Genomic DNA, 25357 nt, shown 5'->3' on the forward strand with positions numbered 1-25357 from the left:
TCGTGTCGAATCACTGTCCCGGTCGTCTGTCGATTACTTAACGATAGCGAGCGGCCGAGTGAGGGTCAAACCGGACTCAGTCTATCAGGCCGTAGCCCCGCTTGAACAGGTATACGTCCAGCGCGATGACGGCGGCCGCGAAGCCGCTCAACACCCCTAACGAGACGAGCGGATCGACCTCCTGGTAGCCGAGGAAGCCGAACCGGACGCCGTTGACCATGTACACCATCGGATTGAGCAGCGAGAGCGTCCGATACAGCGGCGGTAGGATGTCGAGCGAGTAAAAGACCGCCCCGAAGAACACCAGCGGTCGGAGAATGAACTGGCTCATCACGGTCAGGTCGTCGAAGTCGTTCGCCACCAGCCCGCCGATGACGCCGAGCGAGGCGAAAAGCAGCGGGACGACGATCATGAACGCGGCGAGATACAGCGGCTCGGCGATCGGCACCGGCGTGAATATCAGGCCGATCGCGACGATGATGACCCCGACGACGACGCCCCGGAGGGCGGCCGCGAGGATGTACGCGAGCACCATTGAGGTGTACGAAAGCGGCGAGGTGAGCGTCTCGTGAATGTACTCGTTCCATCGGCCGTGAAAGATCGAGAACGACGCGTTCTCGAAGGCGTTCGAGATCGCGCCCAACACGACGAGTCCCGGCAGCAGGAAGACGATGTAGTCGAAGCCGGCGATGTTGTCAATCCGCTGGCCCAAGACGACGCCGAAGACGGCGAAGTAGAGCACGTTCGTGATCGCGGGCGGGACGAAGGTGTTCGTCGGCCGCCGGACGAACCGCAGGATCTCCCGTCGGAGCAGCGAGCGAAAGCCGACGCCGAAGACGCCGTTGGCCGCCGCCGAGTCTGCGGGTCGAGAGGTACCCGTGTCGGCGCTCACTGGATCACCCCCAGCGGCTCGGCGTTCTCCTCGGTCCGGGTCATGTCGACGAACACCTCTTCGAGCGAGGCTCGCTGGATGTCCAGATCGAGTACCTCGTGGCCCTCGTATTCGAGCGCCCGGAGAAGATCCGGCGCGACCGCGCCGCCGCCCTGTGCCGTGACGACGAGCGTCGAGCCGTCGAGGCGGGTCTCGACGATCCCCTCGACGCCGAGTTCCGGGACGCTCGCCGGCCGATCTGCGAGCGTCAGATGCACCTGATCGGTGCCGCGCGAGCGGAGTTCGTCCGGCGTCGACACATCGACGACCCGGCCCGAGTCGACGATCGCGACCCGATCGCAGAGCCGTTCGGCCTCCTCGATGTAGTGGGTGGTGAGCAAGATTGTGGTCCCCTCGGCGTTGAGTCGCTCGATGACGTGCCACAGGTCCCGGCGGAGCTGGACGTCGACGCCCGCCGTCGGCTCGTCGAGGATGAGCAGCTCGGGGTCAGTCACGAGCGCTCGCGCGAGCAGGAAGCGCCGTTTCATCCCGCCGGAGAGCCAGTCGAACCGCGTCTCGCGTTTGTCCCAGATGCCGACCGTCTTCAGCGCTTCCTCGGCGCGGCGCTCGGCCTCCGCGGGCGGAACGCCGTGGTAGCCCGCCTTGTGTTCGAGCACCTCGTGGATCGGGAAGAATCGATCGACGTTGAACTCCTGCGGCGCGATCCCGATCCGATCGCGGGCCCGCCGGTAGTCGGTTTCGACGTCGAAGCCGAACACCTCCGCCACGCCGCCGCCCTTGCGGACGAGGCCGACGAGGACGTTGATGAACGTCGTCTTCCCCGCGCCGTTCGGGCCGAGCAGCCCGAAGAACTCCCCGCGGTCGACTTCGAACGTCAATCCGTCGAGCGCCTGCACATCGCCGTAGGCTTTCCGGAGGCCGTCGGCGCGTATCGCGGGTTCCGATTGCATACCGAACGGTCGGGTCGCGAGGCGGTTAAGCGGCGTGAAAGCCGCGCGTTCGGGAGTCGCTCTCGGATCGTCACACCCGGCGGACCACCCACAGCGTCGCGATCCCGCCGACGGCGATCACGAACCAGTAGCTCGTCAGCCGGTAGATCGTCGTCACCGCGAGGGCGTCCGTCGCCGTCAGGCCAGCGAGAACCGGCAGGAGGACGAGGAGCGTCCCCTCGATCGCGCCGATCCCGCCCGGCAGCGGGGTCGACCCGGCGATCACGGTCACGGGAACGAGGAAGCAGACGAGCGGGATCGAGACGGCCGCCCCGAGCGCGATCCCCGAGAAGTACAGCGGCAGCGCGAATAGGACCCAGCCGACGTACGCGAAGCCGACCGCGACGAGGATCGCCCGCGGCGACCCCGCGATCAGGTCGATCGACGCGTACAGGCGGTCGATCCGGTCGCCGACCGACTCGACCGAGAAGCGATCCGTCCGTCCGGCAATCGGCGCGAGACACCGCAACGCGCCGGCGCGAACTCTGGCGCGGAACCGCCAGCCGACGGCGACGAGCAGCGGCAACGCCACCGCGACCCCGACGAGCGCGATCGCGAGCGGCCGTATCCGCGCCGTGAGTTCCGCGGTCGCGAGCAGGTAGCCGAGCCCCGCGATACCGACGGTGAAAAACGGGAGCAGGCGGACGAGGTCGGCGACCACGACGCTCGCGAGCGCCTGCTCGTAGGTCGCGTCGGTGTCTCGCGAGAGGATGTACGCGATGAACGGCTCGCCGCCGGCCTGCCCCATCGGCGTGACGTAGTTCGCGAACGTCGCGGCGAAAAAGGTCACGACGAGCCGCCGGTAGGCGACGGTCACGCCGACCCGTTCGAGGACGATCTGCCACGTCTTCGCCCACGCGAACAGACACAGGAGCGTCGAGCCGCAGGCGACGAGCACCCACTCGACGCGGGCCACCCGGAGCCGTTCGATCGCTCGCTCCCATCCGACGACCGCGCCGAGGAGATACACGAGGAGGACGGCGACGGCGAACCCGAGGAGGGTTTTGAGCGCTGTCCGCCGGTCGATGAGCCCGGCGCCGAGGCCGCCGTCGTGAGTCACTGTGTACACGTCTCCGTTCCGTCTCGAACAACCCGTCGGTTCGTTCGCCGGTCAGTTGCCGGTCTTCGTCACCTGATACCACTCGCCGTCCCACGTGAGCGCATACTCGAACAGCGCCTTGACCGTGAGCACGCCGTGGCCGAAGTAGATGATCGGGGCCAGCGCGATCGACCACGACGGGACGCCGACGCGTCCGTCGAGGACGTCCCGTCCCCAGACGCCGAGGATCGTGCCGAAGATGCTCGCCAACGGAAGCAGCGCCGTCTCCCAGCTGAAGACGAACAGCAGGAGCACCTGCGCCGAGAGAATGAGCAGGATCGCGCCCGCGAGCACCGCGCCGACGGATCGGCCAATCGTGACGAGGTCCGTCCCGCCGAGGTCGCCCTCCAGCGCCTCGCGGATCCGCCTGTGGACGACCTGCACGTGGCCGATCCGCCAGCGCTTGCGTTGGCCCCACAGATCACGGAGGGTGTGCGGCGTCTCCATCGAACTCGTGCAGCGACTGTTCCGCGCGACGGTCAGATCGGCGCGATGACACTGGTGGGAGAAGTAGATATCTTCGGTCAGCATGTCCGCGTAGCCGCCGACCGCGTCGAACGCCTTGCGGGTGAACCCGGTCGCCGAACTCTGACAGTGGGTGAATCCGACCAGTTCGCCGACGAGATAGCCCGCCTGGACGATGACGCGCTCGCAGTAGGCGATCGTCCCGACCGCGTCCGTCGGGCGCGGGACGCGACGTCCCTGAAAGACGTCCGCCTCGCCCGTGAGGTCGCACATCGCCGTCGAGACGAACGCTGGCGAGGCCCGCTCGTCGGCGTCGAAGACGACGAAGTGATCGGCGTCGCTCGCCTCGACGGCGGTGTTGATCGCCGTCGCCTTCGAGCCGGGGACCGCGTTCGTGAGCCACTCGACCGCGTCGTGTTCGCGGGCCAACTCGACGGCCCGCTCGCGCGTTTTTCCGTCGTCCGGTTCGACCACGATCGTGATCGAGAGCGGCCCGTAGTCGTTGTCGAGGAGGCTCGACACGCTCCGATCGACGACGTCGGCGTCGCGGTAGGCGGGGACGATCGCCTCGACGGGCGGTCCGGCGGTGACTCGCTCGTCGTCGGGCGTGCCGCTCCGCCAGACCTCGTAGATCAACAGCAGCCCGGTCGCGGCAACGCCGACACTGAACGCGCCGACCGACAGCAGTGCTTCGAGCACGGTGATGACGAGCCACCCGATCCGAATCGTCCAGATGTCCGCGAAGCTGTACACGCCGAGCCCCAGCAGTCCGACGATCCCGAGACTCGTCGCGGATTTCTCGGCGACGTGGGCGATCCTCGGCAGCATTGGCCGGGATTTGTGCCCTGACGGCATTTCAACATTTTCATCCGGTTCGAGCGCGGCTTCGGATGGCGAACGGGTTCACCATTTCTGCCGTCAGTTCTCGCACGGGAGCCGACAGTCGCACCCGTTAGGGGTCATCTTCGGCCGGAACCACGTCCCGGTGTCTGACGACGACCGGCAGCACCTCGCCGCTTTCGACGGCTTCGAGTCGATACGACGCGCGGTCCATCTCGCGTTCGGGTCCGCTTCCCCCGTCGACGACCTCATCGCGATCGGGCCCGTCGACGAAGACGTGGACGACGCGACAGATCTCGCCGTCGAACGGGCTCTCGGCGTCCGCGTCGGTGAGTCGGACGCGGACCCGGTCGCCGACGTCGTAGGGATCCTCGGGTGGCGGCTGGGTGTTCGGCATGCTCGTCTCGCGTGTTCGTGCCGGCGCGGGTAATGCGTTGTCGTCGCGGCGGATCCCGACGTATATACTCCCGCCGCCCGTACGCCGCCTCAGATGGTCTCTAAGCGCGCGCGTGAGGTGACGCCCTTCATGGCGATGGACGTGCTCGAACGGGCGAACGAACTGGACGACGTCGTGCATCTCGAGGTCGGCGAGCCGGACTTCGAGCCGCCCGAGGCGGTGTTCGAGACGGCGATCTCCTCACTGCGCGACGGGAACACGAACTACACCGCCGCGCGAGGGAAACCCGAACTCCGGCGTGCGATCGCCGCCCACTACGACCGCGAGTACGGCGTCGCGGTCGACCCCGGTCGCATTGTCGTGACGCCCGGCACGTCGCCGGGGCTGCTCCTCGCGCTCGCGGCGCTCGTCGATCCGGGCGAGGAGGTCGTCCTCACGGACCCCCACTACGCCTGCTATCCGAACTTCGTGCGGACCGTGGGTGGGACCGTTCGGACGGTTCCGCTGCGACCTGAGGACGGCTTTCAGCCGCGCGCTGACGCGTTCGAGGCGGGGCTGTCGGCGTTGACGCGGGCGTTGCTCCTCAACTCGCCGGCGAATCCGACTGGCGCGGTGATGGATGGCGAGACGCTCGCCGACGTGGCCGACCTCGCCGAGGCCACCGACACGACGCCGGTCGTCGACGAGGTGTACCACGGGCTCTCCTACGACGTCGACGAGCACACGATGCTCGAGTACACCGACGACGCGTTCGTACTGAACGGCTTCTCGAAGCGCTTCGCGATGACCGGGTGGCGGCTCGGCTGGCTGATCGTCCCCGAGGCGTACGTCGACGCGGTGAACCGCCTCGCGCAGAACCTCCTCATCTGCGCGCCGAACTTCGTCCAGGACGCGGGCGTCGCCGCCCTCGAGACGCCGCCGGACCGGCTGGTCGAGATCCGCGAGACCTACCGCGAGCGCCGCGACCTGCTCGTCGACGCCGTCGCGGAGTGGGGGCTCGACCTCGGCTACACGCCGCAGGGGGCGTACTACCTGCTGGTCGACGTGCGCGAGCTTCCGGGCGACGCCCTCGACGTCGCGGACTTCCTGCTCGAAGAGGCCGGCGTCGCGGTCACCCCCGGCGTCGATTTCGGCGAGGGGGCCGCCGACTATCTCCGATTCTCGTACGCGACGGACATCGAGGCGATCGAGGGGGCGATCGAGCGGATCGACGCGGCGCTTTCGACGTACGGCGAGATCCCGTCAGAGGCGGGGAACTGACGCGCGTCCACCTCACGCCCCGTCCTCGACCCACGAGCGGGGGAGATGCTCGACCGTCCCGTCGACCGCCACTGGCGGGTCGGCGAGGTCTGCCACGAGGTCGATGATCTCCCGTCCACAACTGGGTTGATAAAGCCGATTTACAGCCAGAGACCGATCAGTGTCGTGGCCACAGAGTCAAGCTTTATACCTTCGTCACGGCCACGTTTCGGTAATGGGACTCCGCTGTTCGATACTCGGCCACGCCTTCGAGGACGCTGGGGTAGAGCGCGAACGAGAAGAACAGGGCAGCGAGGTGGTTACCACCGAGCGCGAGATAGAGCAATGTCGCCACTGCGGCGCCGAGCGCGTCGTCTCCGAGAACACCGAGGTCGCGGCCGTCGTCGACGCCGACGACGTCGGGATCGAACCCGGGGGCGGCGACGCGATCGACACCGACGATACGAACAGTGCGGAATCGGCAACCGGCGGGATCGCCGGAGCGGTCGAACGGAGCGGCGTCGAGGGCGAGGCGCTCGACAACTCGGAGACCACCTCGGCGACCGCCGGTACGGACGAGCCGGCATCCCCTGCGTCTCCGACCGATGCCGAAGCGCCGCTCGATGCTGCGGGCGACGACGAGGGTGACGACTACGACGAGACGCCGCCGGACCCCGAGACGGAGGACGCGGAGATCCTCACCGATGACGACGACGAGCAGCAACGACGCCCCGGCCAGTGGCCCGACGATCCCGAGGATTCGAACGTCGATACCGACGGGTCTGACGCCCCGCTCGATCCGGGCAATGAATCGCTCTCTGGCCTCACAGTCCCCGAGGGGAGGATCGTCTGTCCGGAGTGTTCGTTCAGCATCGAGGCCAACTCGGGGTACCGCGAGGGAGACCCCTGTCCCGAGTGCAACGCGTGGCTCGAAGCCGAACGAAACCAGTAAACCGTCGGGTTTCGATATTCCTCGACATGGAAGAGTACAAAATGCGACGTGGGGAGTATCTCGAAGAGCGCGTCCCCGATCTGAAAGCGACGATCGAGGAGTACTTCGGACCGATCACGGGCACTGAGGAGTTCAAAGGTAGCGACCTGTACATCGTCGGTGAACCGGACAATCCGGTGTTCACCCGAATCGTCGCGGGCGCGGTCTCGTACTCCGGTAAGAAGGACAAACTCGCCGTCCACTTCGAGGAACGCGAGCTGCAGGACCTCATGGAGACGGGCGACGTCGACGCGGCCGGCGACGCGAACACGGCGAAAAACGACTTCCTGCTCGAGTGTACCGGTCGGGACGCGAAGTCGCGGCGCGAGTCGATGAAACGCTCCGTCGAAGACGACGCCGAGACGCCGGACAACGTCTGACGACCGCCCGCTCGTCCCGTCGTTTTTTCTCGGTCGCGCCCGACAGGACTGTACGATGCTCGCATTCGATCCCTCGGAGTTCGAGTCCGAAGATATCGGCGAACGATCGGCGCTCCTCGAGATGGACCACGAGGCCGCCGTCGACCACGTCCGAGAGACGGCCGAATCGGTCGGCTTCGGCGTCCCCGTCGAGTTCTCTCCCTCGGAGCTGCTCAACGAGAAGGTAGACGCCGACCGCGACCCCTACTACGTGTTGGGCGCGTGCAACCCCGCGGTGGCTGACAAGGCGCTCGATCAGTCGCTCAAACAGGGGGCGCTCTTCCCCTGCAACTTCGTCATCTGGGAGGAAGAGCCCGGTCTCCAGCGCGTGTATCACGCCTCGATCATGAAGATCGGCCGCCTCGTCGGGTTGGCCCCCGACAACGACGCGTGGGAAGGCATCGTCGCTGAGACCGGCGACCTGGTCGACGCCTTTTACGACGAGCTGTAGCGGCGGGGCGGAACGTACGACTTTTGCGTCTCGGCGGTCAAACGGGAACAACGAATGATCTCGAAGGGCTGTGAACAGTGCGCCGTCGGGGGGAAGATGGTGCTCTTCGTCTACGGATACTGCGACCAGCGCGACTGTTTTTACTGCCCGCTCGGCGAGAACCGCAAGAACGTCACGCAGGTGTACGCCAACGAGCGCCCCGTCGAGTCCGACGCGGACGTCATCGAGGAGGCCAAGCGGATGGAGGCGCTCGGCACCTCGATCACCGGCGGGGAGCCCCAGGAGGCCATGGACCGGACCTGTCGATACCTCAGCCTTCTCAAGGAAGAGTTCGGCGAGGATCACCACACCCACCTCTACACGGGAATCACCGGCGGCCGGCAGAACATGCGCCGCCTGGCCGAGGCCGGCCTCGACGAGATTCGATTTCACCCACCCTACGAACTGTGGGGCGATCTGCACGGCACCGAATGGGAAGAGATCCTCCACATCGCCCGCGAGGAGGGGCTCACCCCTGCCTTCGAGATCCCCGGCATCCGCGCGGAACCGGAGTTTCTGGAGTTTCTGGACGAGGGCGCGGCCGACTTTTGCAACATCAACGAGTTCGAGATGTCCGACGGGAACTACCGGCGGATGCAAGAGCAGGGCTTCGAGCTCAAGGAGGACCACATGTCGGCCGTTGAGGGATCCCACGACATCCTCGAGGAGATGGGCGACCACGAGCGCGTGTACTTCTGTACGAGCGTGTTCAAGGACGCCGCTCAGCACCGCTCGCGGCTCAAGCGGATGGCCCGGAACATCCGCCGGGAGTTCGACGACATCACCGACGACGGGACGCTCGTCTACGGGAAGACGTGGGAACCGGAGGCCAGATTGCGCGAGCTCGGCGTCCCCGAGGAGTTCTACACGGTCAAATCCGAGCACGTCGAGTTGGCGTGGTGGCTCTTAGAGGAGATGATCGAGGACGGCGACGTCGAGCGCGGCGAGATCGTCGAGCAGTACCCGACGTACGACGGGACGGTCGTCGAGCGGACGCCGCTGGCGTAACTGAGCAGCTGCATGTCCAGTTCCCTGTTGTAGCCTATCAGAAGTTATCGACTTCTATGGATGTTTTCGAGCGGCGATTCGCTCGGCTCGACCAACACTAAGATCTGGCCTTGTAGAGTCCACCTGTTGATAATAGGTTTAAACAGCCGCGCTGAATAGAGGGTGCATAGTCACCATCTTGAGTCGGTGACCATCTCTAAGGCGACTTTCCCGGGACCAATAACAAGCATCCCACTAATAAATACAACTACAGCTTTTATTTCCCAACTCAATCCCCCCCAGATTCCTTCTTTTGGGAGGTAGGACCAAAGATACGCAAATATTATCACCAACAAAACTGAGCCGATTACGCTTTTTCCAATCTCCGAGGCCGTCGACATATCTGATTATTTACAATCCATGGATATAAATTCCGGCAATACACCACTAAATCACCTTGCTGAGTGCGTGCTCTCTACACAGCACGCTAGTCTTGTCTGATTCTAAGGGTTCAGAATCAAAAAGAAACGGCGGTCGTTTTAGCATCCGTGTCCTCGCTTCGCTCGGACGCGGTTCACCGGACGCGACCGAAGGGAGCGTCCGGCCTTTTTGATCGATGTTTTTGCAGGAGCGGTTCGCCGCAGGCGAACCCGGCGGAGAAAAAGATCGGACCCACAAGCGTTTAATCGACTGGCGGGCAAGATGACGTATGCCCGAATGCCCACTCGCGGACGACTGCCCCAGTTTCTCCGAGCGGATCGAAGGCATGGGCTGTCAACACTACGGCGACCGCGGCGGTGCCGAGTGGTGCTCCCACTACAACCAACCGATCCGCGATCTCAAACAGCAACCCGTACAGCTCGGCGAGGAGGTCGTCGTCGACGTCGAGGATATCCACGAATCGGGGGCTGGCGTCGGCCGGACCGAGGACGGCTTCATCGTGATGGTCGACGGCGTGTTGCCGGACGCCCGCGCGAAGGTCAAGATCACGGAGGTCCGTTCGAACCACGCCCGCGCCGACGAGGTCGAACGGCTCCCGATGGACGAGGAGATCGACGATAGCGCCGCCAACGACGCCGACGCTGACGACGAACCGGACGACCGAAGCGACCGCGAGAAGGCACTCGACCGCGGGCGGTTGGGCAGCCGCGAGAACTTCTGGGGCAACTAGCGCCCGGTGCCGCGAGTGTGCCACTATCGACGCGTCGAACGGTGTGAGATTCGATGACGATTCCTGACGCGGACGAACTGCTCGGGGAGGTCGGATTCGACGCTGAGACCAGCGTGTTGACCCGCCGACAGGCTGAGGTGTTCGCGCTCCGCGAGCGCGACATTCCGCAGGCGGAGATCGCCGAGGCGCTCGGCACGTCGAGGGCGAACGTGTCGAGCGTCGAGTCGAGCGCGCGAGAAAACATCGCCAAAGCGAAAGAGACCATCGCGTTCGCCGAGGCGCTGACGGCCCCCGTCCGGCTGACCGTCGAACGCGGTACCGATCTCTACGACGTGCCGAACGAGGTGTATTCAGCCTGCGACGACGCCGACGTGAAGGTGAACAGAACGGCTCCGGAGCTGATGAAGCTCATCGGCGACGCCGCTGGCGACGCCATCGTCGGCCGCGAGGTCAGACGCGACATCACCGTCACCGTCACCCACGACGGTCGCGTGACCGTCCGAATGTAGTCGAGGCGACCGGATTTTTATACGACCCGCTGCGTGTGGCCGATATGGATCTCGGAATCGAGGAGAATGCGGCGTTGGTTACGGCCGGAACCGCCGGGCTCGGGCTCGCGAGCGCCGAGGCGCTGGTGAGCGCAGGGTGTGACGTCGCCGTCTGCGGCCGCAGCGGCGATCGGCTCCAGCGTGCCGAAAGACGGCTCGAGGCGGCCGGCTCCGGGGACGTACTCGCGATGCGAGCGGACATCACGGCCCCCGACGATATCGAGGCGTTCGTCGAGGGGACGATCGACGGGTTCGGTCGACTCGACCACGTCGTCACGAGTGCTGGCGGCCCGCCGCCGGGGGCGTTTCTCGACACTACCGACGAGGATTGGTACGACGCCTACGACCTCCTCGTGATGAGTGTCGTTCGGACCGTTCGCGCCGCACAGCCGACGCTCGCTGCCGACGGCGGCGGAACGATCGTCACGATAACTTCCCGCAGCGTCAGGGAGGTGCTGGACGACCTCGTGCTCTCGAACTCGGTTCGGCGAGCGGTACTCGGGCTCACGAAGACGCTGGCCGACGAGTTCGCTCCCAAGATCAGGGTCAACAGCGTGCTGCCCGGCGCCCACGAGACGGACCGGATAGAGGAGTTGATCCAAGACGGCGTCGACCGAGACGAGTACGAGACGTACGGCGATGGTCTCGACGAGTGGTCCGATGGAATCGCGCTCGACCGCGTCGGTGATCCCGGCGAACTCGGCGACGCAGTCGCCTGGCTGTCGAGCGAACGGGCGTCTTACGTCAACGGCGTTGCCGTGCCAATCGACGGTGGATCCATGCGGGGGATCTGACCTCGATACGGCGTCGCAATCGGCGATACAGCGGCGAAGCCAGACGGTATTTCATCGGCCGCTCGTGTCGAGGCCATCCAACGCCACATCAACGAGACCTTCTGATGCACTGGATCGAAAGCAGATACACGGGGATCGAAATGAAGACGACGAAGCTGACTAGCGCGAGCAGACTCCGAATCCGCTCCGAGTCGACGAACTGCTCGCCGTGTCGAACGACGAGGAACAATACGAGCGCTCCGGCGGCGACGGCGAGACTGGCGCCGACGGTGAACGCGATCGCGGCGAGTGCCCCCTGGACGCAGCCCCTGTGAACGCCCACGGTTCGGCTATCTTCGGAATCGGCCATTAGCCCATCGCGGGACGGATCGTCACCTCGGCCCCCACGTTTCGATTCGCTCCTCGCGGATGTCCTCGACGCAGCCGCGGCAGTCCGGGTGCTCGGGATCGTAACACGACGGGCGGGCATCCGAGTCGAGCGACACGGCTCGCTTTTCAGCGTGGCGCCGACAAACGACCCGTGCCCGCCCCTCGTCGTCGGTCGGCAGGTTCGCGAGCGCCGCGCTTTTCGCGTCGGTGTAGGCGCGTTTCGTCTCCTCGTACTGTCTCCCGACCGCGTGGAGTTTCGTCCGGAGGAGGCGTTCGAGACGACGACGATTGCTCACACCGGCGACTAGGGGCGCAAACATAATAGGAGTGATCCTCTGCATCCCAACCGTGCTCGGCTTCACTTTCACCGCGCTACCGACGGTTTTTATACCATCAGGAACCAACCAGCGTACGTCTCCCACTGAAAACACGCGGAGACGGAAACACCCATGACAGACCTGCGAAAGCACGCAGCAGACATACACGAACAGTTCTCCGACAGCCTCAATCTCACCGTCGACGAGATCGAAGACCGCCTCGAGACGCTCGTCTCCGAGTACCGCGTCCCGATCGACGAGGCCCACCGAAGCATCGTCTCGTCGTACCTCGACGAGGCGGACATGGACCGAGACGACCTCTCCGGCGGCTCGACCGAAGCGGCCACCGTCGCCGACGTCGACGCGCCCGAGGAGTGGCTCGATCTCACGGTCAAGATCGTCGACCTCTGGGAGCCGGGTGCCGACTCGATCGCACAGGTCGGGCTCCTCGGCGATGAGACCGGCACGATCAAGTTCACCAAGTGGGCCAAAAGCGACCTCCCGGAACTCGAGGAGAGCGCGGTCTACCGGCTCGGAAGCGTCGTCACTGACGAGTATCAGGGTCGGTTCTCCGTGAAGCTCAACTCCTCGACGACGGTCGAGGAGCTCGACACCGACATCGAAGTCGGCGACGACTCGACGGAGGTCGAGGGCGCGCTCGTCGATATCCAGTCCGGCTCCGGACTCATCAAACGCTGTCCCGAGGAGAACTGCACCCGCGTTCTCCAGAACGGCCGCTGTTCGGAACACGGCGAGGTCGACGGCGAGTTCGACCTCCGGATCAAGGGCGTCCTCGACGACGGCGTCGAGATTCACGAGACGATCTTCAACCAGGAGTCGACCGAGGAGCTGACCGGTATCACCCTCGACGAGGCCCAGCAGATGGCCATGGACGCTCTCGACACCGAAGTTGTCGTCGAGGAGATGCGCGAGGCGGTGTTGGGCCGCTACTACCGCGTGTCCGGCCCGACGCTCGGCCGCTACGTACTGGCGAACGATATCGAGCGACTCGGCGCGCCGACCGACGCCGAGAGCGTGCTGATCAAAGCGAGGTCCCTGTAATGAGTGCATCCGTCCCCACCCGCGAGGTCGCCCGACGCGCCTTCGCGACCGAGTTCAACGACGCAACGTACACATTCAAAGAGTCCGACGACGACCGCGCCCCGGTCTACTCGCTGTTGCCGACCGGCCAGCCGGCCAACCGGGTGTTCGTCGCCGGCACGCTGACCGAAACCGAGGACGTGGGCAACGACTCCGAGTACTGGCGCGGCCGGATCGTCGATCCGACTGGAACCTTCTTCACCTACGCCGGGCAGTACCAGCCCGAGGCGACCTCCGTGCTCCGCGAGGCGGAGACGCCGGCGTACGTGACTGTCGTCGGGAAACCCCGCACGTACGAGACCGACGAGGGCGACGTGAACGTCTCGCTCCGTCCTGAATCCATCTCCGTGGTCGACGACGCGACGCGGAACCGCTGGGTCGTCGAGACGGCCGATCGAACGCTCGATCGGATCGAGGCGTTTGACGGGACCAACGAGTACGCCACGATGGCCGAAACCCAGTATGGGTCGGACCTGTCGGTGTACCGCGATGCGGTAATCGCGGCGCTTGAGGACCTCGAACTCGAATCCGACGCCGAGGTCGCTCCGGAACCGTAGCTCCTCACCCGGTTCGGCGCTAGATTCCGACCGCCGACAGCCCCGCGAACATCACGTCGCCGAACGCCAACGCGACCACGAGGCCGGCCAACATCGGGACGATAAACGGGATGCCGGGCGTGATCCAGATCGACTCGCGATCCGACTCCGAGAGCGTCGAGAGCCCCTCGCGGAGCTCTGTCGGCGTGGTCCCGTACGCCGAGTGTTCGGCGAGGAACGCCGCCGCACCCCACGGATCGTCGTCGACGGGGTCGACGGGGCCGTCCTCGTCGATCGTCCCATCACCGAGCGAGCCGTCGCCCGGGTCGTTCGCGTCAACCGGCACCGTCCCGCGGTATCGCTGCGGGTCCGCGCGAAGCGCGGAAAACGAGATCCCGCGCCACCGGAGATACATCCGTAGTGCGTCGATGTCGAGCCCGCTGCGCGTGAAGCCGTCCGGCGTCTCCAACAGCCGCCCGTACGCCGTCGGCACGTCGCGTAGCGAGACGGGGTGGCCGACGAACATCGCGGGCGTGAACGTCCCTTGCGGGAGGTTTCGCACCGCGAGCGCGGCGGGATACAGCAGCCCGACGAGTACCGTGTTCGAGAGGATGCTAAAGGAGAACACCCCGAGTGACGCGCCGTACACCGGATACGTCCCGCCGAGCACCTGATACGTCGGGTACACCGGAAACAGAACCGCGAGGGTGATGATCGCCTTCGCGTCCGCGCCGCCGAAGCCGCCGATCCGCCAAAAGAAGTAGCCGAGCGGCGCGACGAACCCGAGCGAGAGGACCGTTTGGACGGCGAACAGCCGCCGCTGAACCCCCGTGAGATCCCCGATCGTGAGCACGTCCCAGAGGAGCGCGATCAGTCCGACGGCGACGAGTGGGTACCACGTCCAGTTCGGGACGCGACGGGTCCGTAGATCGCGGGCGGCGGCCCACGCGAAGACGGGGACGGCGAGCAGACGTAGGAGATCGGGGCCGGTCGCGACCCCGAACAGCAGTGACGAGGACACGTCCGTCTTTGCGTTCAGCTCCCTTATAAACGCCCGTCATCGATCACGATGCGGAACGGAGCGGTGAACGACCGCGCCGGCAGCCGGTCAGACGATCTCCACCGGAAGCGGAGGGGCTACCCACAGCGAGTCGCCGTCGGAGTGGATCCCGCGCCGCCCCGTCACTCGGCCGCGTCACAGATCGCGAGGAAGTTCTCGAAGACCGCCTCGCCCTCCTCAGTGTGGGCGACTTCGGGGTGCCACTGGACGCCGTAGAGATCGCAGTCCGTGTCGCTCATCGCCTCGATCCCGCAGATGTCGCTCTTGGCGGTTCGGACGAACCCCTCGGGGAGATCCTTCACCTCGTCGGCGTGGCTGGCCCACACCCGCGTCTCCGGTGCGAGCGAGCCGACGAGCGGGTCGTCTTCGTCCTCGATCTCGACGGTCACGTCGGCGTAGCCGCCGTAGTCGCCCGAATCGACCCGTCCGCCGAGCTCCGCGGCGATGAGCTGCATGCCGAGACAGATCCCGAGCACGGGCACGTCGAGATCGAGGTAGTCGGCGGAGCGTCCGATTCGATCCATGTCCGGGCCGCCCGAGAGGACGACACCGTCGGCGTCGACCCTTTCTGGTGGGGTGTCGTTATCCACGATCTCGGTGTCGACACCGAGATCGCGCAGCGCGCGGTGTTCGAGGTGGGTGAACTGCCCGTGGTTGTCGACCACGACGATTCGAGTCATTGGGTGTCCGTATCGGACCGGTGGGTAAAAATGGTCTGATACGGCGATTCAACGCTATTTGGCGCTCGACTCGGGCTCGTCGCGACGGTGCGGAGCGGTAGCTACAAACGGCGTCCACCCGCACCGCCGACAATGGCAGACACCGAGCGCCTGTGGCTCGTGGCCCGCGAGTACGGCGACGAGTCGCTCGTCGAACTCGTGTACGCGACGCCCGACGGAGCCCACTGCGTCGTGAAACACTTCAGCGTCCAACTGCTTCGGGCGAAGGAGATCACCGCCGCGATCGAGGTCGCCCCTGATCGGCTCGAATCAGTCGGCGACCCGGAGACGCGCGAGCGATACGCCGCGGAGGTCGACCGCGTCCGGGATCGACACGATCCCGAGGACGTGCTCTGATCCTTTGGTAGGTTCTTTCACGCGCCGTCGAAGCCTCAAGGCATATAACGCGTCGGACGGAACCGAGAGACAATATGGCCGCCATCGAACTCGACGGCGTCGAAAAGTCGTTCGGAGACGTGCGAGCGCTCCGCGGCGTTGATCTCGAAGTCGGCGACGGTGAGATCTTTGGGTTTCTCGGTCCGAACGGCGCGGGAAAATCCACGACGATCAACATCCTCTTGGATTTCGTCCGTCCCGACGCGGGATCGGTTCGCGTGCTCGGCCGTGACGCCCGCGAGGACAGCGTCGCGGTCCGGGAACGAACCGGCGTCCTGCCCGAGGGGTTCGACGTGTACGACCGGCTGACCGCGAAAGAACACGTTCAGTTCGCCATCGACTCGAAGGAGGCCGACGAACAGCCGTACCCGATCTTAGAGCGAGTCGGCCTCGAGGACGCGGCCGACCGGCGGGCCGGCGGGTTCTCGACCGGAATGCGGCAGCGACTCGCGCTGGCGATGGCGCTCGTCGGTGATCCGGACCTCCTGATACTCGACGAGCCCTCCTCGGGGCTCGATCCGAACGGCGCGCGCGAACTCCGCGAGATCGTCGAGAGCGAGGCCGACGGCGGGACGACGGTCTTCTTTTCGAGCCACATTCTGGGTCAGGTCGAGGCCATCTGTGACCGCGTTGGGATCATCCGCGACGGCGAGTTGGTCGCCGTCGACACGATCGACGGGCTCAGAGAGAACGTCGGCAGCGGTTCGACGCTCGTCGTCGAGGTCGATTCGGTGCCCAACGACGCCGAACATCGGTTGAAGAGCCTCGACGGGGTTTCCGAGGTGGCCGTCGACGGAACGACGCTCAGAATCACCTGCGAGGACGACGTCAAGATGGACGCCGTCTCCGAACTCGAAGACGCCGGGGCGGACGTCTCGGACTTCTCGACCGAGGAAGCGTCGCTCGAGGATCTCTTCACGGCCTACACGGAGGGCGACCAATGAGTTGGCTCGCCGTCGCGAAGAAGGACTTCTCGGACGCGATCCGCTCGCGACTGATGCTCGCCGTCGCTGTGATCTTCGTCGCCTTCACCGGCGGCGGCATCGCGCTGGGATCCGCGTTCGGAATCGAGAGCGGGGCGGTCGTCGTCCTCATCCTGCAGGTGTTGTTGAGCGGGATGAGCATCTTCATCCCCCTGATCGCGATCGGGATTGCGTATCAGTCGATCGCGGGCGAACGGGAGAGCGGGAGCCTGAAGCTCCTGCTCTCGTTACCGAACTCGCGGCTCGACGTCGTTATCGGCAAGTTTCTCGGTCGGCTGGGCGTGTTGAGCGTCGCCGTCGTCATCGGCTTCGTGTCGATGCTGCTCGCGACGGCGATCACCTTCGAGGGCGACATCCAGGCCGACGTCATCCTCACGTTCATGCTCGCGGTGTTGCTGTTGACGATCGTCTTCGTCAGCATCGCCGTGAGCGTCTCGGCATTCTCGGATTCGACGTTCTCCGCGGCCATCGGCGGATTCGGCCTCTTCGTGGTCTTCCAGTTCGCCTGGGGCGGACTCGTCTTTCTCGCACGATACGTGGTCAACGGCTTCGAGACGCCCGCCTTCGGCGCACAAGCTCCCGAGTGGGCGCAGGTGCTGTTCGTCGTCAATCCGATGACCGGCTGGCAGCAGGCGACGGCGTGGCTCCTCCGTCGCGTCTCCGAGGATCAAAGCACTCAACAACAGGCCGCCGACGCCTTCTATCTTGAGCCGTGGTTCGGATTCGTCGTGTTAGCGTTTTGGATCGTCGTCCCGCTCGTCGTCGGCTACCTCCGGTTCGACTCGGTCGATCTGTAGGATCGATCGCGCCCGAACACGTTCGTTTCGATCGCCGTCCGTCACCCGTCGAACGATCGTCTGACACCAGTTCCGCCGAGCTTCCGTACTGCGGTTTCACTTTCGCCCTGCATGCACGGGTTTTATAATATATCCAGCCTTCAAACAGGTTGCACACGCTCCTTCCCTTCTGTCGGCGCTATCATTGGAGCCGACGGCTTCGACGATCCGATTCGAGCCCCGGAAGGCATACCACGCCCGCCCGGATAGATCGGGTATGATCGGACTGGCTGACGTGACGGCGGCCCGAGCGCGCGTCGCCGAGACGGCCCGCGAAACCCCGCTGGAACGCTCGAGCACGTTCTCGAATCGAACCGGCGCGGACGTGCGACTCAAACTCGAACACCTCCAGCGGACCGGCTCGTTCAAGATCCGCGGTGCGACGAACAGGATCGCCCTCCTGAGCGAGGCCGAACGCGAGGCCGGGGTCGTCGCCGCGAGCGCCGGCAATCACGCGCAGGGCGTCGCCCTGGCGGCCACGAAAATCGGCGTCGATTCGACGATTGTGATGCCCGAGTACGCCCCGATCTCGAAGATCGACGCCACGCGATCGTACGGGGCGACGGTCGAACTCCACGGCGTCGACTACGACGCGGCCGCCGAACGCGCCCACGAGATCGAACGCGAGGAGAACCGCACGTTCGTCCACGCCTTCGACGATCCGTCGGTGATGGCGGGGCAGGGCACGATCGGCCTCGAGATCGCCGAGCAGTGCCCGGAGGTCGACACGGTCGTCGTCCCGATCGGCGGCGGCGGCCTCATCGCCGGCATCTCGACCGCGATCACGGAACTGACCGATGCCCGTGTGATCGGGGTGCAGGCCGAGGGTGCCGCGAGCGCGGCTCGCTCGCTGGAGATCGGCCGGGTCGTCGAGCGCGAGTCGGTCGATACGATCGCCGACGGCATCGCGACCAGAAAAATCGGCGAGTCGACGTTCGAGGTGATCAAAGCGCGCGTCGACGAGGTCGTCACGGTCACGGATCCCGAGATCGCGAACGCGCTCACCTCGCTGTTGGAGCGCTCGAAGACGCTCGTCGAGGGGGCCGGCGCGGTCCCGCTCGCGGCCGTCCTCGAACGCCGCTTCGAGTACGACGATGGGGAGACGATCGTTCTCGCGCTCTGCGGCGGCAACATCGACCTCAACGTGCTCACGACGGTCATCACCCGCGGGCTGGTCGAGCGCGGCCGCTTCCTTCGCATCAAGACCGTGCTGAAGGATCGTCCCGGCGCGCTGGAGGAACTCGTGGAACTGCTCACCGAGTACCGGACGAACATCCACGCGATCGAACACGATCGGGCCTCGAAGGACATCGCGATGAACGCCGCCGAGGTCGAACTCGACCTGGAGACCCGCGGCCACGAGCACGTCGCGGAGCTGTTGGGCGAACTGGAGGACCGCGGCTACGAGGTCGAGGTCGTCTCCTAATCGCCGTTCACTCCGAACCGACGCTCACTCGAGCCACTCGAGGAACGTCCCGTTTATCAGCGTCTCCGACTGCGCGTCGATGTAATCGGACTGCATCCCCCAGATCGCCTGCGCGAACGGCTCGCCCGCGTCCATGCGCGTCCGCACCCGATCGTGCTTCCACTGGGCCGGCGTCATCCGGCGATCGACGCGCTCTCTGAGCGGCTGGATGTAGCGGTTCGCCTCCCCGGCGTCGAGCCCCCGGAGCTCCAGCCCATCGCGGGCGAGTTCGAACAGTTCGGCGTACAGCTCGTCCGTGTCCGTCGTCTCGGTCCCGTCGGCGGTGATCCACGACAGCTCCGCGGAGAGACCGTCGCGAACGGCGGCGTAGAAGTTCTCCCGCGCCGTCTCCCACGACTGTTGGTAGACTGGGTGCTCACGCCGGGGCAGGCTCTCGAGGAGGCCGGCGAACACTGCGAGCAGCGAGATCGTCCCCCGAATCGTCGGCTGCCCCGGGAGTGGCCGGAACTCGATTCGGGCGTTGGCGTTCGTCCGCGTCGAGCCGCCGAATACCGGGCGAACCCACCGCCAGAAGCTCCCGTGTTTGTGCCGGAAGTGGGCGAACTCGTCGTCGAAGCGGCCCTTCGGTTCGAGCTCCGCGGGGACAACCGTCTCGTCGCTCGCGATCCGATCGAGCGCCTCGTCGATGCTATCGATGTCCTCCGGGAACGTCACCTTCTTGATGTCCGCGGGGTTGAGCACCGACTCGAACACCGGGACTCGATTTTCCATCCAGCACTCCTCGAGTACCGTTGCCCCGTCGGCGTCGTAGAGATCGGGCGGGAAGAACGGCGAGTTGACCGAGACGGCGAGCAGCGGTCCGGCGGCCCGAAGGGCGTACCGGAAGTGCTCCGGGAGGTCGTGGGCGTGCGACACTTGATAGTGCGGCTGGATCGACGTGATGAGGCTCTCGGGCATCACGGTGTCGGCCAACAGCGAGACGTGCGGCGCGTCGAGCTGTAACTCGGCGGCGTAGTCGGTGTTGGCCATCGCGTGATACCGCACCGCCCGCGACATGTTCGTCGCCATGCGGACGCCGTCCTGCTCGATGCTGTCGGTCAGGTACGTCGCGGCCGTCTCGCCGATCGGCGGCACCGTCCACATCCCGTCGCTGACGAGGGTCATCCCCTCCCGGGCGACCTCCATCTCGGCGGCGTCGAGCTTCGCTTGCACCTCCGCTTCCTGTGCGCGAAGCCCGTACGACGACAGCGGCTGCGGTGCCGTCGAGAGTTCGGCGTTGTGCAGTCCGAGCTCCTTCTCGAATCCGATATATTCGAGGAGTCGTCGTGGCACTCGCATGAGCGCGTCCGTCTCGGCGTCGACCGCGTAGAACTCGTACTCCAGCCCGACGATCGCCTGCGGGTTATCGAACGTCCCGTCGTCGATCTCCTCGCGCAACGACGCGGTTTCGGCCTCGATCCGCGATGCGAACGCTTCGGCATCGATATCGAGCGCCTCCACGATCTGCGACGCGAGCTCGGAAGCGGACATGCTCGTCTCTGGGCGCGGCAGGGATTTGAAACGTGTGACTCGCGGTCGTCGGACCGCGGTCAGAACGGTCCGAGGAAGCGAACGCAGCCGCACGACATCGCGAGAACGCCGACGCTCGGCCGCCTCCGCTCACCGCGCGAGCGCGTCGGCGACGAGTTCGATCGGCGTGGGCGGCTCCTCGGAGACACTCTCGCGGTTGTGTAGCTGCGTCCGGCAGGATGCGCCCGGGGCGACCACCCGATCGCCGTCGCTGTCGTCGAGCTGGTCGTAGAGAATGTTCGCGATCGCGTCGCTCATCGAGCCGTGTTCGGTCTCGTAGCCGAACGAGCCGGCCATCCCGCAGCAGCCCGAATCGAGCGGCTCGACGTCGTAGCCGGCCCGCCGGAGCACCCCGACGGCGTGGTGGTCCTTCGCCGTCGCCTTCTGGTGGCAGTGGCCGTGGTAGGCGAGCGAGTCCTCGTCGGCGTCGAACGAGAGGTTCCGATCGAGACCGAAAGTGTCGAGATACTCACAGACGCCGTAGGTGTGCCCGGCGACGGTTTCCACCACGTCCCCGGAGCGAAGGTCGAGGTAATCCGACTGGAACATCACGGCGTCGGAGGGCTCGATCACGACGACGTCGTAGCCGTCGGCGACGAGCGGCCCCAGCACGTCGAGGTTGTCGAGCGCCGTCCGCTTCGCCGCGTCGATGAACCCCTTCGAGAAGGCTGGTCGGCCCGTATCACCGACGCCGTCGGGGATCGTCACCGCGACGCCCGCGGCTTCGAGCGTTTCGAGGGCCGCCTCCCCAGCGGCAGGGTTGCAGTAGTTCGTGATCGTGTCCGGATACAGCGCCGCCCATCGGACGGGATCGTCGCCGTCGGTCGCTGCCACGGCTCGCGCGACCGACCCCTCCTCGCCGCCGCGCGCCTCGAACCGGTCGTGGAACGTCTTCCGGTGGAATTCCGGCAACGGGCGGTTCGGCTCGATCCCGAGGGTCCGTTCGAGCAGCGCTCGCGCGCCCGGAAGCGCCGCAGCGGCGTTGGCGACCGGCGCGAGCGCGCTGCCGAGTTTCGCCGCCGTCTCGAAGTTGGCGAAGAGTCGATCCCGGAGTTTCGGTCCGTGTCGCTCGTGGTGTTCGTGCGTCACTTCGGCCTTCAGCTTCGCCATGTCGACGCCGCTCGGACAGTCGATCTTACAGCCCTTACAGCCAACGCAGAGATCCAACACTTCGGTCTTGAACTCGTCGGTGAACGCCTCCTCGGGATCGAGGTTTCCGTTCATCGCCTCCCGGAGGGCGTTCGCCCGCCCGCGAGTGCTCGTGATCTCCTCCTTGGACGCACGAAACGTCGGACACATCACGCCGCCGGTGGTCGACTGCTCGCCCCGACAGCCGCCGCAGCCGTGACAGAGTTCGATCATCCCTTGCATGCCGTTCTCGTTGTCCCAGTTCAGTTCGGTATCGAATCCGGCGTCGAACGCGTAGTCGGGACCAAACCGGTGATCCTCGGTCATATCCGTCGGCTCGTCCTCCCGGAAGACGACCTGTCCGGGATTCAACAGCCACTCGGGGTCGAACGCCGTCTTCAGCTCCTGGAACGTCGCCCAGAGCTCGTCGCCGTAGAGCTTGTGGTTCCACTGGGTCCGCGCGCGGCCGTCGCCGTGTTCGCCCGACACCGATCCGTCGTACTCGACGACGAGATCCGTCGCCGCGTCGGCGATCGACTCCATGGCCTCCAGGCCCACCTCGGTCTTGGTGTTGACCAATGGGCGGATGTGCAACACGCCTGGGCCGGCGTGGGCGTAGAAGCTGGCGTAGGTGTCGTGCTCGTCGAGCATCGCCTGGAAGTCGGCGACGAAGCCGGGCAGGTTCTCCGGCGGGATCGCGGTGTCCTCGACGAACGCGACGTGCTTCTCGTCGGTGGTCCGGCTCAGGAGGATCGGGAGTCCGGACTTGCGGAGCTTCCAGACCTTCGCTCTGCTCTCCTCGTCGTAGGCCTCGATGGCGTCGAACGCCCGCCGCTCGGCGTCGGGTTCGGGCACCGCCTCGGCCGGTTCGCTCGCCGGCTCGTACTCGGGTAGCCGATCGGCGAGCAGCGTGGCGACCTTCCGCTCGGCCTCCTCGCGATCCTCGGCGTAGAACTCGACGATGAGAACAGCACCGGTCCCCTCCGGAAGCATCTCCGTGACCGGCGCGAACTCCGGCGTCTCGCGGGCGAGGTCGAGCAACACGTCGTCGATCACCTCGGTCGCCGCCGGGTCGTGCTCGACGATCGGGGAGACGTCTCCCATGGCGTCGCCGACCGAGTCGTACGCGAGCAGCACCATCCCCTTCGTTTCGGGGATCGGCTCCAGCGACACGGTCGCCTCGGTGACGATCGCGAGGGTCCCCTCGCTGCCGCAAAGCAGTTTCGCGACGTTGATCGTCCCGCCGTCCGAATCCGGCTCGCCGACGCCGCGAGTCGCGCCGCGGGCGTCCTCGACGAGCCAATCGAGGTTGTACCCCGAGACGTTCCGCTTCAGGTCCGGATACCGCTCCTCGATCAGATCGCCCGTCTCGTCGAGGATCCGCGCGATCTCGGCGTAGATCGACGATTCGAGGTCGTCGCCGTCGGCGAGCTCGGGGAGGTCGTCGAGGTCGACCTCACCGAAGGTCGTCACGGTCCCGTCGGCCAGCACCACCTCGACGGACTCGACGTACGCGTCCGTCTTGCCGTACTGCAGCGAGTGTGCGCCCGTCGAGTTGTTGCCGATCGCGCCGCCGAGCGCGCTCTTGTCGCCCCACGCCGGGTCGGGGGCGAACTTCAGCCCGTGCGGTTCGATCGCCTCGTTGAGCGTCCCGAGGTAGATCCCCGGCTGGGCCGTCGCCGTTTCGATCTCGAGGTCCGTCTCGACGAGATCGTTCATGTACCGGCTGAAATCGAGGACGACCGCCTCGTTGACGGTCTGCCCCGCGAGGCTCGTGCCGCCGCCCCGAGGAAGTACCGGAATCGAGCGCTCGGCGCAGTAGCTGACGGTCGCCGCGACGTCGTCGGTCGAGGTCGGGAAGACGACCCCGATCGGCGTCACCTCGTAGATGCTGGCGTCGGTCGCGTACAGCGACCGCGAGTACGAATCGAATCGGACGTCGCCGTCGACGACGCCTTCGAGGCCCCGGAGTAGATCCGGGCGGTCGACCCCGTCGTCGCGGTAATCGTACCGAACCCGGGAGTCACCGGCCGGATCTCCGTCGGCGCTCGTGCGCACGTGTTTCGACATGGTCCGACCACGGAGTGTGGGGTAATCAGCGTGGCGACGAAAAATGCAGCCAGAACCCTCTCGGCGTCTCAGCACGGTCCCGCGAAGAACGTCGCTGGACGGCGTCGCGAGGCCGCCACGGCGCGTCCGGCTAACGCCTGACGAGACTGTACGCTCGTCCCCGTTCGTGTAGCGTCTCCGGTTCGTCCGAATCCCAGTACCCCGAGATGTCCCCCCGCTCGGCGAAGAAGATCCGGTCGCCGTGCGGGACCGCCTCGCTCGTCACGTGCCCGATGCCCTCGACGCGCCAGCGCACCTCCCCGGTCGTCTTGTCCAGCGCGTACAGGTGGGTGTCGTAGGAGCCGACGAGGATCGTCCCCGAGGTGACGGTCAGCGAACCGAGGACGGTCCCGCCGACGTTCGTCGACCACAGCTCCTCGCCCGTCTCCGTGTCGAGCGCGTACACGCGGTTGTCGTCGCTGCCCATGTAGACCACGCCGGCGTCGGGGTCGATCCCGGGGTTCGACATGATGACCCGTCCCGTCTCGAAGGACCACTTCTCGGTGCCGTCCCGCAGGTCGAGACAGTAGAAGTGGCCGTCCCACGAGCCGACGAACGCGTGGCCCTCGTAGGTCGGGATCGTGCCCTTGATCTCCCCGTCCGTCTGGAACTCCCAGGCCGGGTCGAGCGACGGGAACTCCCAGGCGTAACACACCCCGTCGTTCGAGCCGGTCAGCATGCGTTCGGTCGCCGGGTCGATCGACGTCGACGGGTGGGGCATCCCCCACAGCCGGCCGTCCTTCCAGAGCGGCTGGCCGGTCGCGGCGTCGAGCGCCCACATCTTCCCCGAGGGGGGCTCCCAGGGGAAGTTGTACTCGGCGACGACGTAGATGATCCCGTCCCAGTACGCCGGGCTCGATCCGATCGCGACCGCCGCGTCGAGCCGCCAGTTCGAGGTCTTCCAGACGCGCCGTCCGGTTTCGACATCGTAGGCGTACACCGATCCGTCGTAGCCGCCGATGTAGGCGGTGCCGTCGACGACGAGCGGCGTCCCATGGAAGCCGAGCCCCCTCGACGCGCCGGTCTCGACGGACCACAGTCGCTCGCCGTCCGGGCGCACCGCGTGGAGCATCCCGGTGTCGGAGGGGATCAACACCGTCTCGCCGTCCGGCGTCGGTCGCGGACTGGATTTCGCCGCGGTGTGGCCGATCCCGTTGACCGGCATCGACCACTCGATCTCGACGCGCTCGGCGACGACCGCGTCGGGGTAGTACCCGAGCCGGCGCAGCCCCTGTCTGAACATCGTGATGCCGTCGTCGTCGGGGTACGTCTCGTCGTAGGGCAACAGCGCCGGGTCGAAGTCCGCCTGTGTGCGATCGTAGTCGCTTCGAAGGTGCGCCCAGCCGGCCCCGCTGCCGACGGCGAGTGCGCCGAGGCTCGCCAGCGCTCCACGACGGGTCAGTCCGCTACCGCCGTCCGATCGGTCCGACATTAGTTCGCGGGATGGTCTCCGTCGATATAGTGGTCCCGGTCGGTGGCTCTCGCCG

General features: G+C 66.1%; 27 protein-coding genes. 14 read left to right on the plus strand and 13 right to left on the minus strand.

The features are described from left to right. Positions 1-76: 76 nt before the first annotated feature. The 5 genes from DM868_RS10085 to DM868_RS10105 all read right to left on the minus strand — a co-directional run bounded on the left by DM868_RS10085 (position 77) and on the right by DM868_RS10105 (position 4682). Entirely contained in the window at positions 77-892 is an 816-nt protein-coding gene (locus DM868_RS10085) for an ABC transporter permease (RefSeq protein ID WP_137276752.1), read from the minus strand. Continuing rightward, the gene (locus DM868_RS10090; RefSeq protein ID WP_137276753.1) at positions 889-1842 is read right to left on the minus strand and encodes an ABC transporter ATP-binding protein; all 954 of its coding nucleotides are present in this window, start codon (positions 1840-1842) and stop codon (positions 889-891) included. The genes DM868_RS10085 and DM868_RS10090 overlap by 4 nt, the downstream gene beginning before the upstream one ends. A 70-nt stretch (positions 1843-1912) precedes the next feature. After that, complete coding sequence (locus DM868_RS10095) at positions 1913-2950, minus strand: lysylphosphatidylglycerol synthase transmembrane domain-containing protein (protein ID WP_137276754.1); 1038 nt, start codon at positions 2948-2950, stop codon at positions 1913-1915. 42 nt (positions 2951-2992) lie between these two features. Continuing rightward, positions 2993-4273, minus strand: a complete 1281-nt coding sequence (locus tag DM868_RS10100; protein ID WP_137276755.1) for a glycosyltransferase — start codon at positions 4271-4273, stop codon at positions 2993-2995. Between the two features lie 124 nt (positions 4274-4397). Beyond that, a complete protein-coding gene (locus DM868_RS10105) occupies positions 4398-4682 on the minus strand; it encodes a hypothetical protein (protein ID WP_137276756.1) in 285 nt (94 codons plus the stop codon). Positions 4683-4775: 93 nt separating this feature from the next. Here DM868_RS10105 and DM868_RS10110 point away from each other — a divergent pair, with 93 nt between their 5' ends. The 5 genes from DM868_RS10110 (at position 4776) to DM868_RS10130 (ending at position 8829) form a co-directional block, all read left to right on the plus strand. Beyond that, the gene (locus DM868_RS10110; RefSeq protein WP_137276757.1) at positions 4776-5942 is read left to right on the plus strand and encodes a pyridoxal phosphate-dependent aminotransferase; all 1167 of its coding nucleotides are present in this window, start codon (positions 4776-4778) and stop codon (positions 5940-5942) included. 214 nt (positions 5943-6156) lie between these two features. Further along, positions 6157-6873 carry a DUF7093 family protein gene (locus tag DM868_RS10115; RefSeq protein WP_137276758.1) on the plus strand — a complete coding sequence of 239 codons (717 nt, stop codon included), beginning with the start codon at positions 6157-6159 and terminating at the stop codon, positions 6871-6873. 26 nt (positions 6874-6899) lie between these two features. Beyond that, positions 6900-7292, plus strand: coding sequence for a DUF5611 family protein (locus DM868_RS10120; protein WP_137276759.1), 393 nt, complete (start codon positions 6900-6902; stop codon positions 7290-7292). 55 nt (positions 7293-7347) lie between these two features. Continuing rightward, a complete protein-coding gene (locus DM868_RS10125) occupies positions 7348-7782 on the plus strand; it encodes a DUF302 domain-containing protein (protein WP_137276760.1) in 435 nt (144 codons plus the stop codon). Between the two features lie 54 nt (positions 7783-7836). Then, positions 7837-8829: a radical SAM protein gene (locus DM868_RS10130; RefSeq protein ID WP_137276761.1), complete on the plus strand. Its 993-nt coding sequence runs from the start codon at positions 7837-7839 to the stop codon at positions 8827-8829. 170 nt (positions 8830-8999) lie between these two features. Here DM868_RS10130 and DM868_RS10135 read toward each other — a convergent pair whose 3' ends face one another. After that, complete coding sequence (locus DM868_RS10135) at positions 9000-9209, minus strand: hypothetical protein (protein WP_137276762.1); 210 nt, start codon at positions 9207-9209, stop codon at positions 9000-9002. Positions 9210-9517: 308 nt separating this feature from the next. Between DM868_RS10135 and DM868_RS10140 the strand changes: the two genes are divergently transcribed. Genes DM868_RS10140 through DM868_RS10150 form a run of 3 tightly spaced genes read left to right on the plus strand, consistent with a single transcriptional unit; the run spans position 9518 to position 11321 of the window. Continuing rightward, the gene (locus DM868_RS10140) at positions 9518-9979 is read left to right on the plus strand and encodes a TRAM domain-containing protein (protein WP_137276763.1); all 462 of its coding nucleotides are present in this window, start codon (positions 9518-9520) and stop codon (positions 9977-9979) included. A gap of 53 nt (positions 9980-10032) precedes the next feature. Beyond that, positions 10033-10488, plus strand: coding sequence for a Tfx family DNA-binding protein (locus tag DM868_RS10145; RefSeq protein ID WP_137276764.1), 456 nt, complete (start codon positions 10033-10035; stop codon positions 10486-10488). Between the two features lie 44 nt (positions 10489-10532). Further along, the gene (locus DM868_RS10150; RefSeq protein ID WP_137276765.1) at positions 10533-11321 is read left to right on the plus strand and encodes an SDR family oxidoreductase; all 789 of its coding nucleotides are present in this window, start codon (positions 10533-10535) and stop codon (positions 11319-11321) included. 88 nt (positions 11322-11409) lie between these two features. Here the strand turns inward: DM868_RS10150 and DM868_RS10155 are convergent, their stop codons facing one another. After that, positions 11410-11670 (minus strand): hypothetical protein, encoded by a 261-nt coding sequence (locus tag DM868_RS10155; protein ID WP_137276766.1) that lies wholly within the window; start codon positions 11668-11670, stop codon positions 11410-11412. 22 nt (positions 11671-11692) lie between these two features. Next, a complete protein-coding gene (locus DM868_RS10160; RefSeq protein WP_137276767.1) occupies positions 11693-12010 on the minus strand; it encodes a DUF7091 family protein in 318 nt (105 codons plus the stop codon). 129 nt (positions 12011-12139) lie between these two features. On the opposite strand from DM868_RS10160, the gene DM868_RS10165 reads away from it, so the two are divergent. Both DM868_RS10165 and DM868_RS10170 read left to right on the plus strand, forming a co-directional pair. Next, positions 12140-13069: a replication factor A gene (locus tag DM868_RS10165; protein WP_137276768.1), complete on the plus strand. Its 930-nt coding sequence runs from the start codon at positions 12140-12142 to the stop codon at positions 13067-13069. Then, positions 13069-13665 (plus strand): RPA family protein, encoded by a 597-nt coding sequence (locus DM868_RS10170; RefSeq protein ID WP_137276769.1) that lies wholly within the window; start codon positions 13069-13071, stop codon positions 13663-13665. The genes DM868_RS10165 and DM868_RS10170 overlap by 1 nt, the downstream gene beginning before the upstream one ends. Positions 13666-13684: 19 nt before the next feature. Here the strand turns inward: DM868_RS10170 and DM868_RS10175 are convergent, their stop codons facing one another. Next, on the minus strand, positions 13685-14665 hold the full coding sequence (locus DM868_RS10175; protein ID WP_246049053.1) for an A24 family peptidase: 981 nt from the start codon (positions 14663-14665) through the stop codon (positions 13685-13687). 161 nt (positions 14666-14826) lie between these two features. Further along, a complete protein-coding gene (locus DM868_RS10180) occupies positions 14827-15384 on the minus strand; it encodes a GMP synthase subunit A (protein WP_137276770.1) in 558 nt (185 codons plus the stop codon). A gap of 132 nt (positions 15385-15516) precedes the next feature. Between DM868_RS10180 and DM868_RS10185 the strand changes: the two genes are divergently transcribed. From DM868_RS10185 to ilvA, 4 genes are all read left to right on the plus strand, one after another. Next, positions 15517-15780 carry a hypothetical protein gene (locus DM868_RS10185; protein ID WP_137276771.1) on the plus strand — a complete coding sequence of 88 codons (264 nt, stop codon included), beginning with the start codon at positions 15517-15519 and terminating at the stop codon, positions 15778-15780. 74 nt (positions 15781-15854) lie between these two features. Beyond that, entirely contained in the window at positions 15855-16763 is a 909-nt protein-coding gene (locus DM868_RS10190) for an ABC transporter ATP-binding protein (RefSeq protein WP_137276772.1), read from the plus strand. Next, on the plus strand, positions 16760-17599 hold the full coding sequence (locus tag DM868_RS10195; protein WP_137276773.1) for an ABC transporter permease subunit: 840 nt from the start codon (positions 16760-16762) through the stop codon (positions 17597-17599). The genes DM868_RS10190 and DM868_RS10195 overlap by 4 nt, the downstream gene beginning before the upstream one ends. A gap of 256 nt (positions 17600-17855) precedes the next feature. Then, positions 17856-19064: a threonine ammonia-lyase gene (gene ilvA / locus DM868_RS10200; RefSeq protein WP_137276774.1), complete on the plus strand. Its 1209-nt coding sequence runs from the start codon at positions 17856-17858 to the stop codon at positions 19062-19064. 24 nt (positions 19065-19088) lie between these two features. On the opposite strand, the gene DM868_RS10205 is transcribed toward ilvA, so the two are convergent. The 3 genes from DM868_RS10205 to DM868_RS10215 all read right to left on the minus strand — a co-directional run bounded on the left by DM868_RS10205 (position 19089) and on the right by DM868_RS10215 (position 25302). Continuing rightward, a complete protein-coding gene (locus tag DM868_RS10205) occupies positions 19089-20594 on the minus strand; it encodes a hypothetical protein (protein ID WP_137276775.1) in 1506 nt (501 codons plus the stop codon). A 129-nt stretch (positions 20595-20723) separates the two neighbouring features. Beyond that, positions 20724-23831: an FAD-binding and (Fe-S)-binding domain-containing protein gene (locus DM868_RS10210; protein WP_137276776.1), complete on the minus strand. Its 3108-nt coding sequence runs from the start codon at positions 23829-23831 to the stop codon at positions 20724-20726. Between the two features lie 130 nt (positions 23832-23961). Continuing rightward, positions 23962-25302 (minus strand): outer membrane protein assembly factor BamB family protein, encoded by a 1341-nt coding sequence (locus DM868_RS10215; protein WP_137276777.1) that lies wholly within the window; start codon positions 25300-25302, stop codon positions 23962-23964. Positions 25303-25357: the final 55 nt, after the last annotated feature.

This window comes from Natronomonas salsuginis (assembly GCF_005239135.1).
GTDB lineage: Archaea > Halobacteriota > Halobacteria > Halobacteriales > Haloarculaceae > Natronomonas > Natronomonas salsuginis.

Bases quoted from the DNA above. Each gene is read 5' to 3' on its own strand.
- DM868_RS10090 (WP_137276753.1), bottom strand. From the start codon at position 1,842: ATGCAATCGGAACCCGCGATACGCGCCGACGGCCTCCGGAAAGCCTAC.
- DM868_RS10100 (WP_137276755.1), bottom strand. From the start codon at position 4,273: ATGCTGCCGAGGATCGCCCACGTCGCCGAGAAATCCGCGACGAGTCTC.
- DM868_RS10105 (WP_137276756.1), bottom strand. From the start codon at position 4,682: ATGCCGAACACCCAGCCGCCACCCGAGGATCCCTACGACGTCGGCGAC.
- DM868_RS10110 (WP_137276757.1), top strand. From the start codon at position 4,776: ATGGTCTCTAAGCGCGCGCGTGAGGTGACGCCCTTCATGGCGATGGAC.
- DM868_RS10115 (WP_137276758.1), top strand. From the start codon at position 6,157: ATGGGACTCCGCTGTTCGATACTCGGCCACGCCTTCGAGGACGCTGGG.
- DM868_RS10120 (WP_137276759.1), top strand. From the start codon at position 6,900: ATGGAAGAGTACAAAATGCGACGTGGGGAGTATCTCGAAGAGCGCGTC.
- DM868_RS10125 (WP_137276760.1), top strand. From the start codon at position 7,348: ATGCTCGCATTCGATCCCTCGGAGTTCGAGTCCGAAGATATCGGCGAA.
- DM868_RS10130 (WP_137276761.1), top strand. From the start codon at position 7,837: ATGATCTCGAAGGGCTGTGAACAGTGCGCCGTCGGGGGGAAGATGGTG.
- DM868_RS10135 (WP_137276762.1), bottom strand. From the start codon at position 9,209: ATGTCGACGGCCTCGGAGATTGGAAAAAGCGTAATCGGCTCAGTTTTG.
- DM868_RS10140 (WP_137276763.1), top strand. From the start codon at position 9,518: ATGCCCGAATGCCCACTCGCGGACGACTGCCCCAGTTTCTCCGAGCGG.
- DM868_RS10145 (WP_137276764.1), top strand. From the start codon at position 10,033: ATGACGATTCCTGACGCGGACGAACTGCTCGGGGAGGTCGGATTCGAC.
- DM868_RS10150 (WP_137276765.1), top strand. From the start codon at position 10,533: ATGGATCTCGGAATCGAGGAGAATGCGGCGTTGGTTACGGCCGGAACC.
- DM868_RS10155 (WP_137276766.1), bottom strand. From the start codon at position 11,670: ATGGCCGATTCCGAAGATAGCCGAACCGTGGGCGTTCACAGGGGCTGC.
- DM868_RS10160 (WP_137276767.1), bottom strand. From the start codon at position 12,010: ATGTTTGCGCCCCTAGTCGCCGGTGTGAGCAATCGTCGTCGTCTCGAA.
- DM868_RS10165 (WP_137276768.1), top strand. From the start codon at position 12,140: ATGACAGACCTGCGAAAGCACGCAGCAGACATACACGAACAGTTCTCC.
- DM868_RS10170 (WP_137276769.1), top strand. From the start codon at position 13,069: ATGAGTGCATCCGTCCCCACCCGCGAGGTCGCCCGACGCGCCTTCGCG.
- DM868_RS10180 (WP_137276770.1), bottom strand. From the start codon at position 15,384: ATGACTCGAATCGTCGTGGTCGACAACCACGGGCAGTTCACCCACCTC.
- DM868_RS10185 (WP_137276771.1), top strand. From the start codon at position 15,517: ATGGCAGACACCGAGCGCCTGTGGCTCGTGGCCCGCGAGTACGGCGAC.
- DM868_RS10190 (WP_137276772.1), top strand. From the start codon at position 15,855: ATGGCCGCCATCGAACTCGACGGCGTCGAAAAGTCGTTCGGAGACGTG.
- DM868_RS10195 (WP_137276773.1), top strand. From the start codon at position 16,760: ATGAGTTGGCTCGCCGTCGCGAAGAAGGACTTCTCGGACGCGATCCGC.
- ilvA (WP_137276774.1), top strand. From the start codon at position 17,856: ATGATCGGACTGGCTGACGTGACGGCGGCCCGAGCGCGCGTCGCCGAG.
- DM868_RS10205 (WP_137276775.1), bottom strand. From the start codon at position 20,594: ATGTCCGCTTCCGAGCTCGCGTCGCAGATCGTGGAGGCGCTCGATATC.
- DM868_RS10210 (WP_137276776.1), bottom strand. From the start codon at position 23,831: ATGTCGAAACACGTGCGCACGAGCGCCGACGGAGATCCGGCCGGTGAC.
- DM868_RS10215 (WP_137276777.1), bottom strand. From the start codon at position 25,302: ATGTCGGACCGATCGGACGGCGGTAGCGGACTGACCCGTCGTGGAGCG.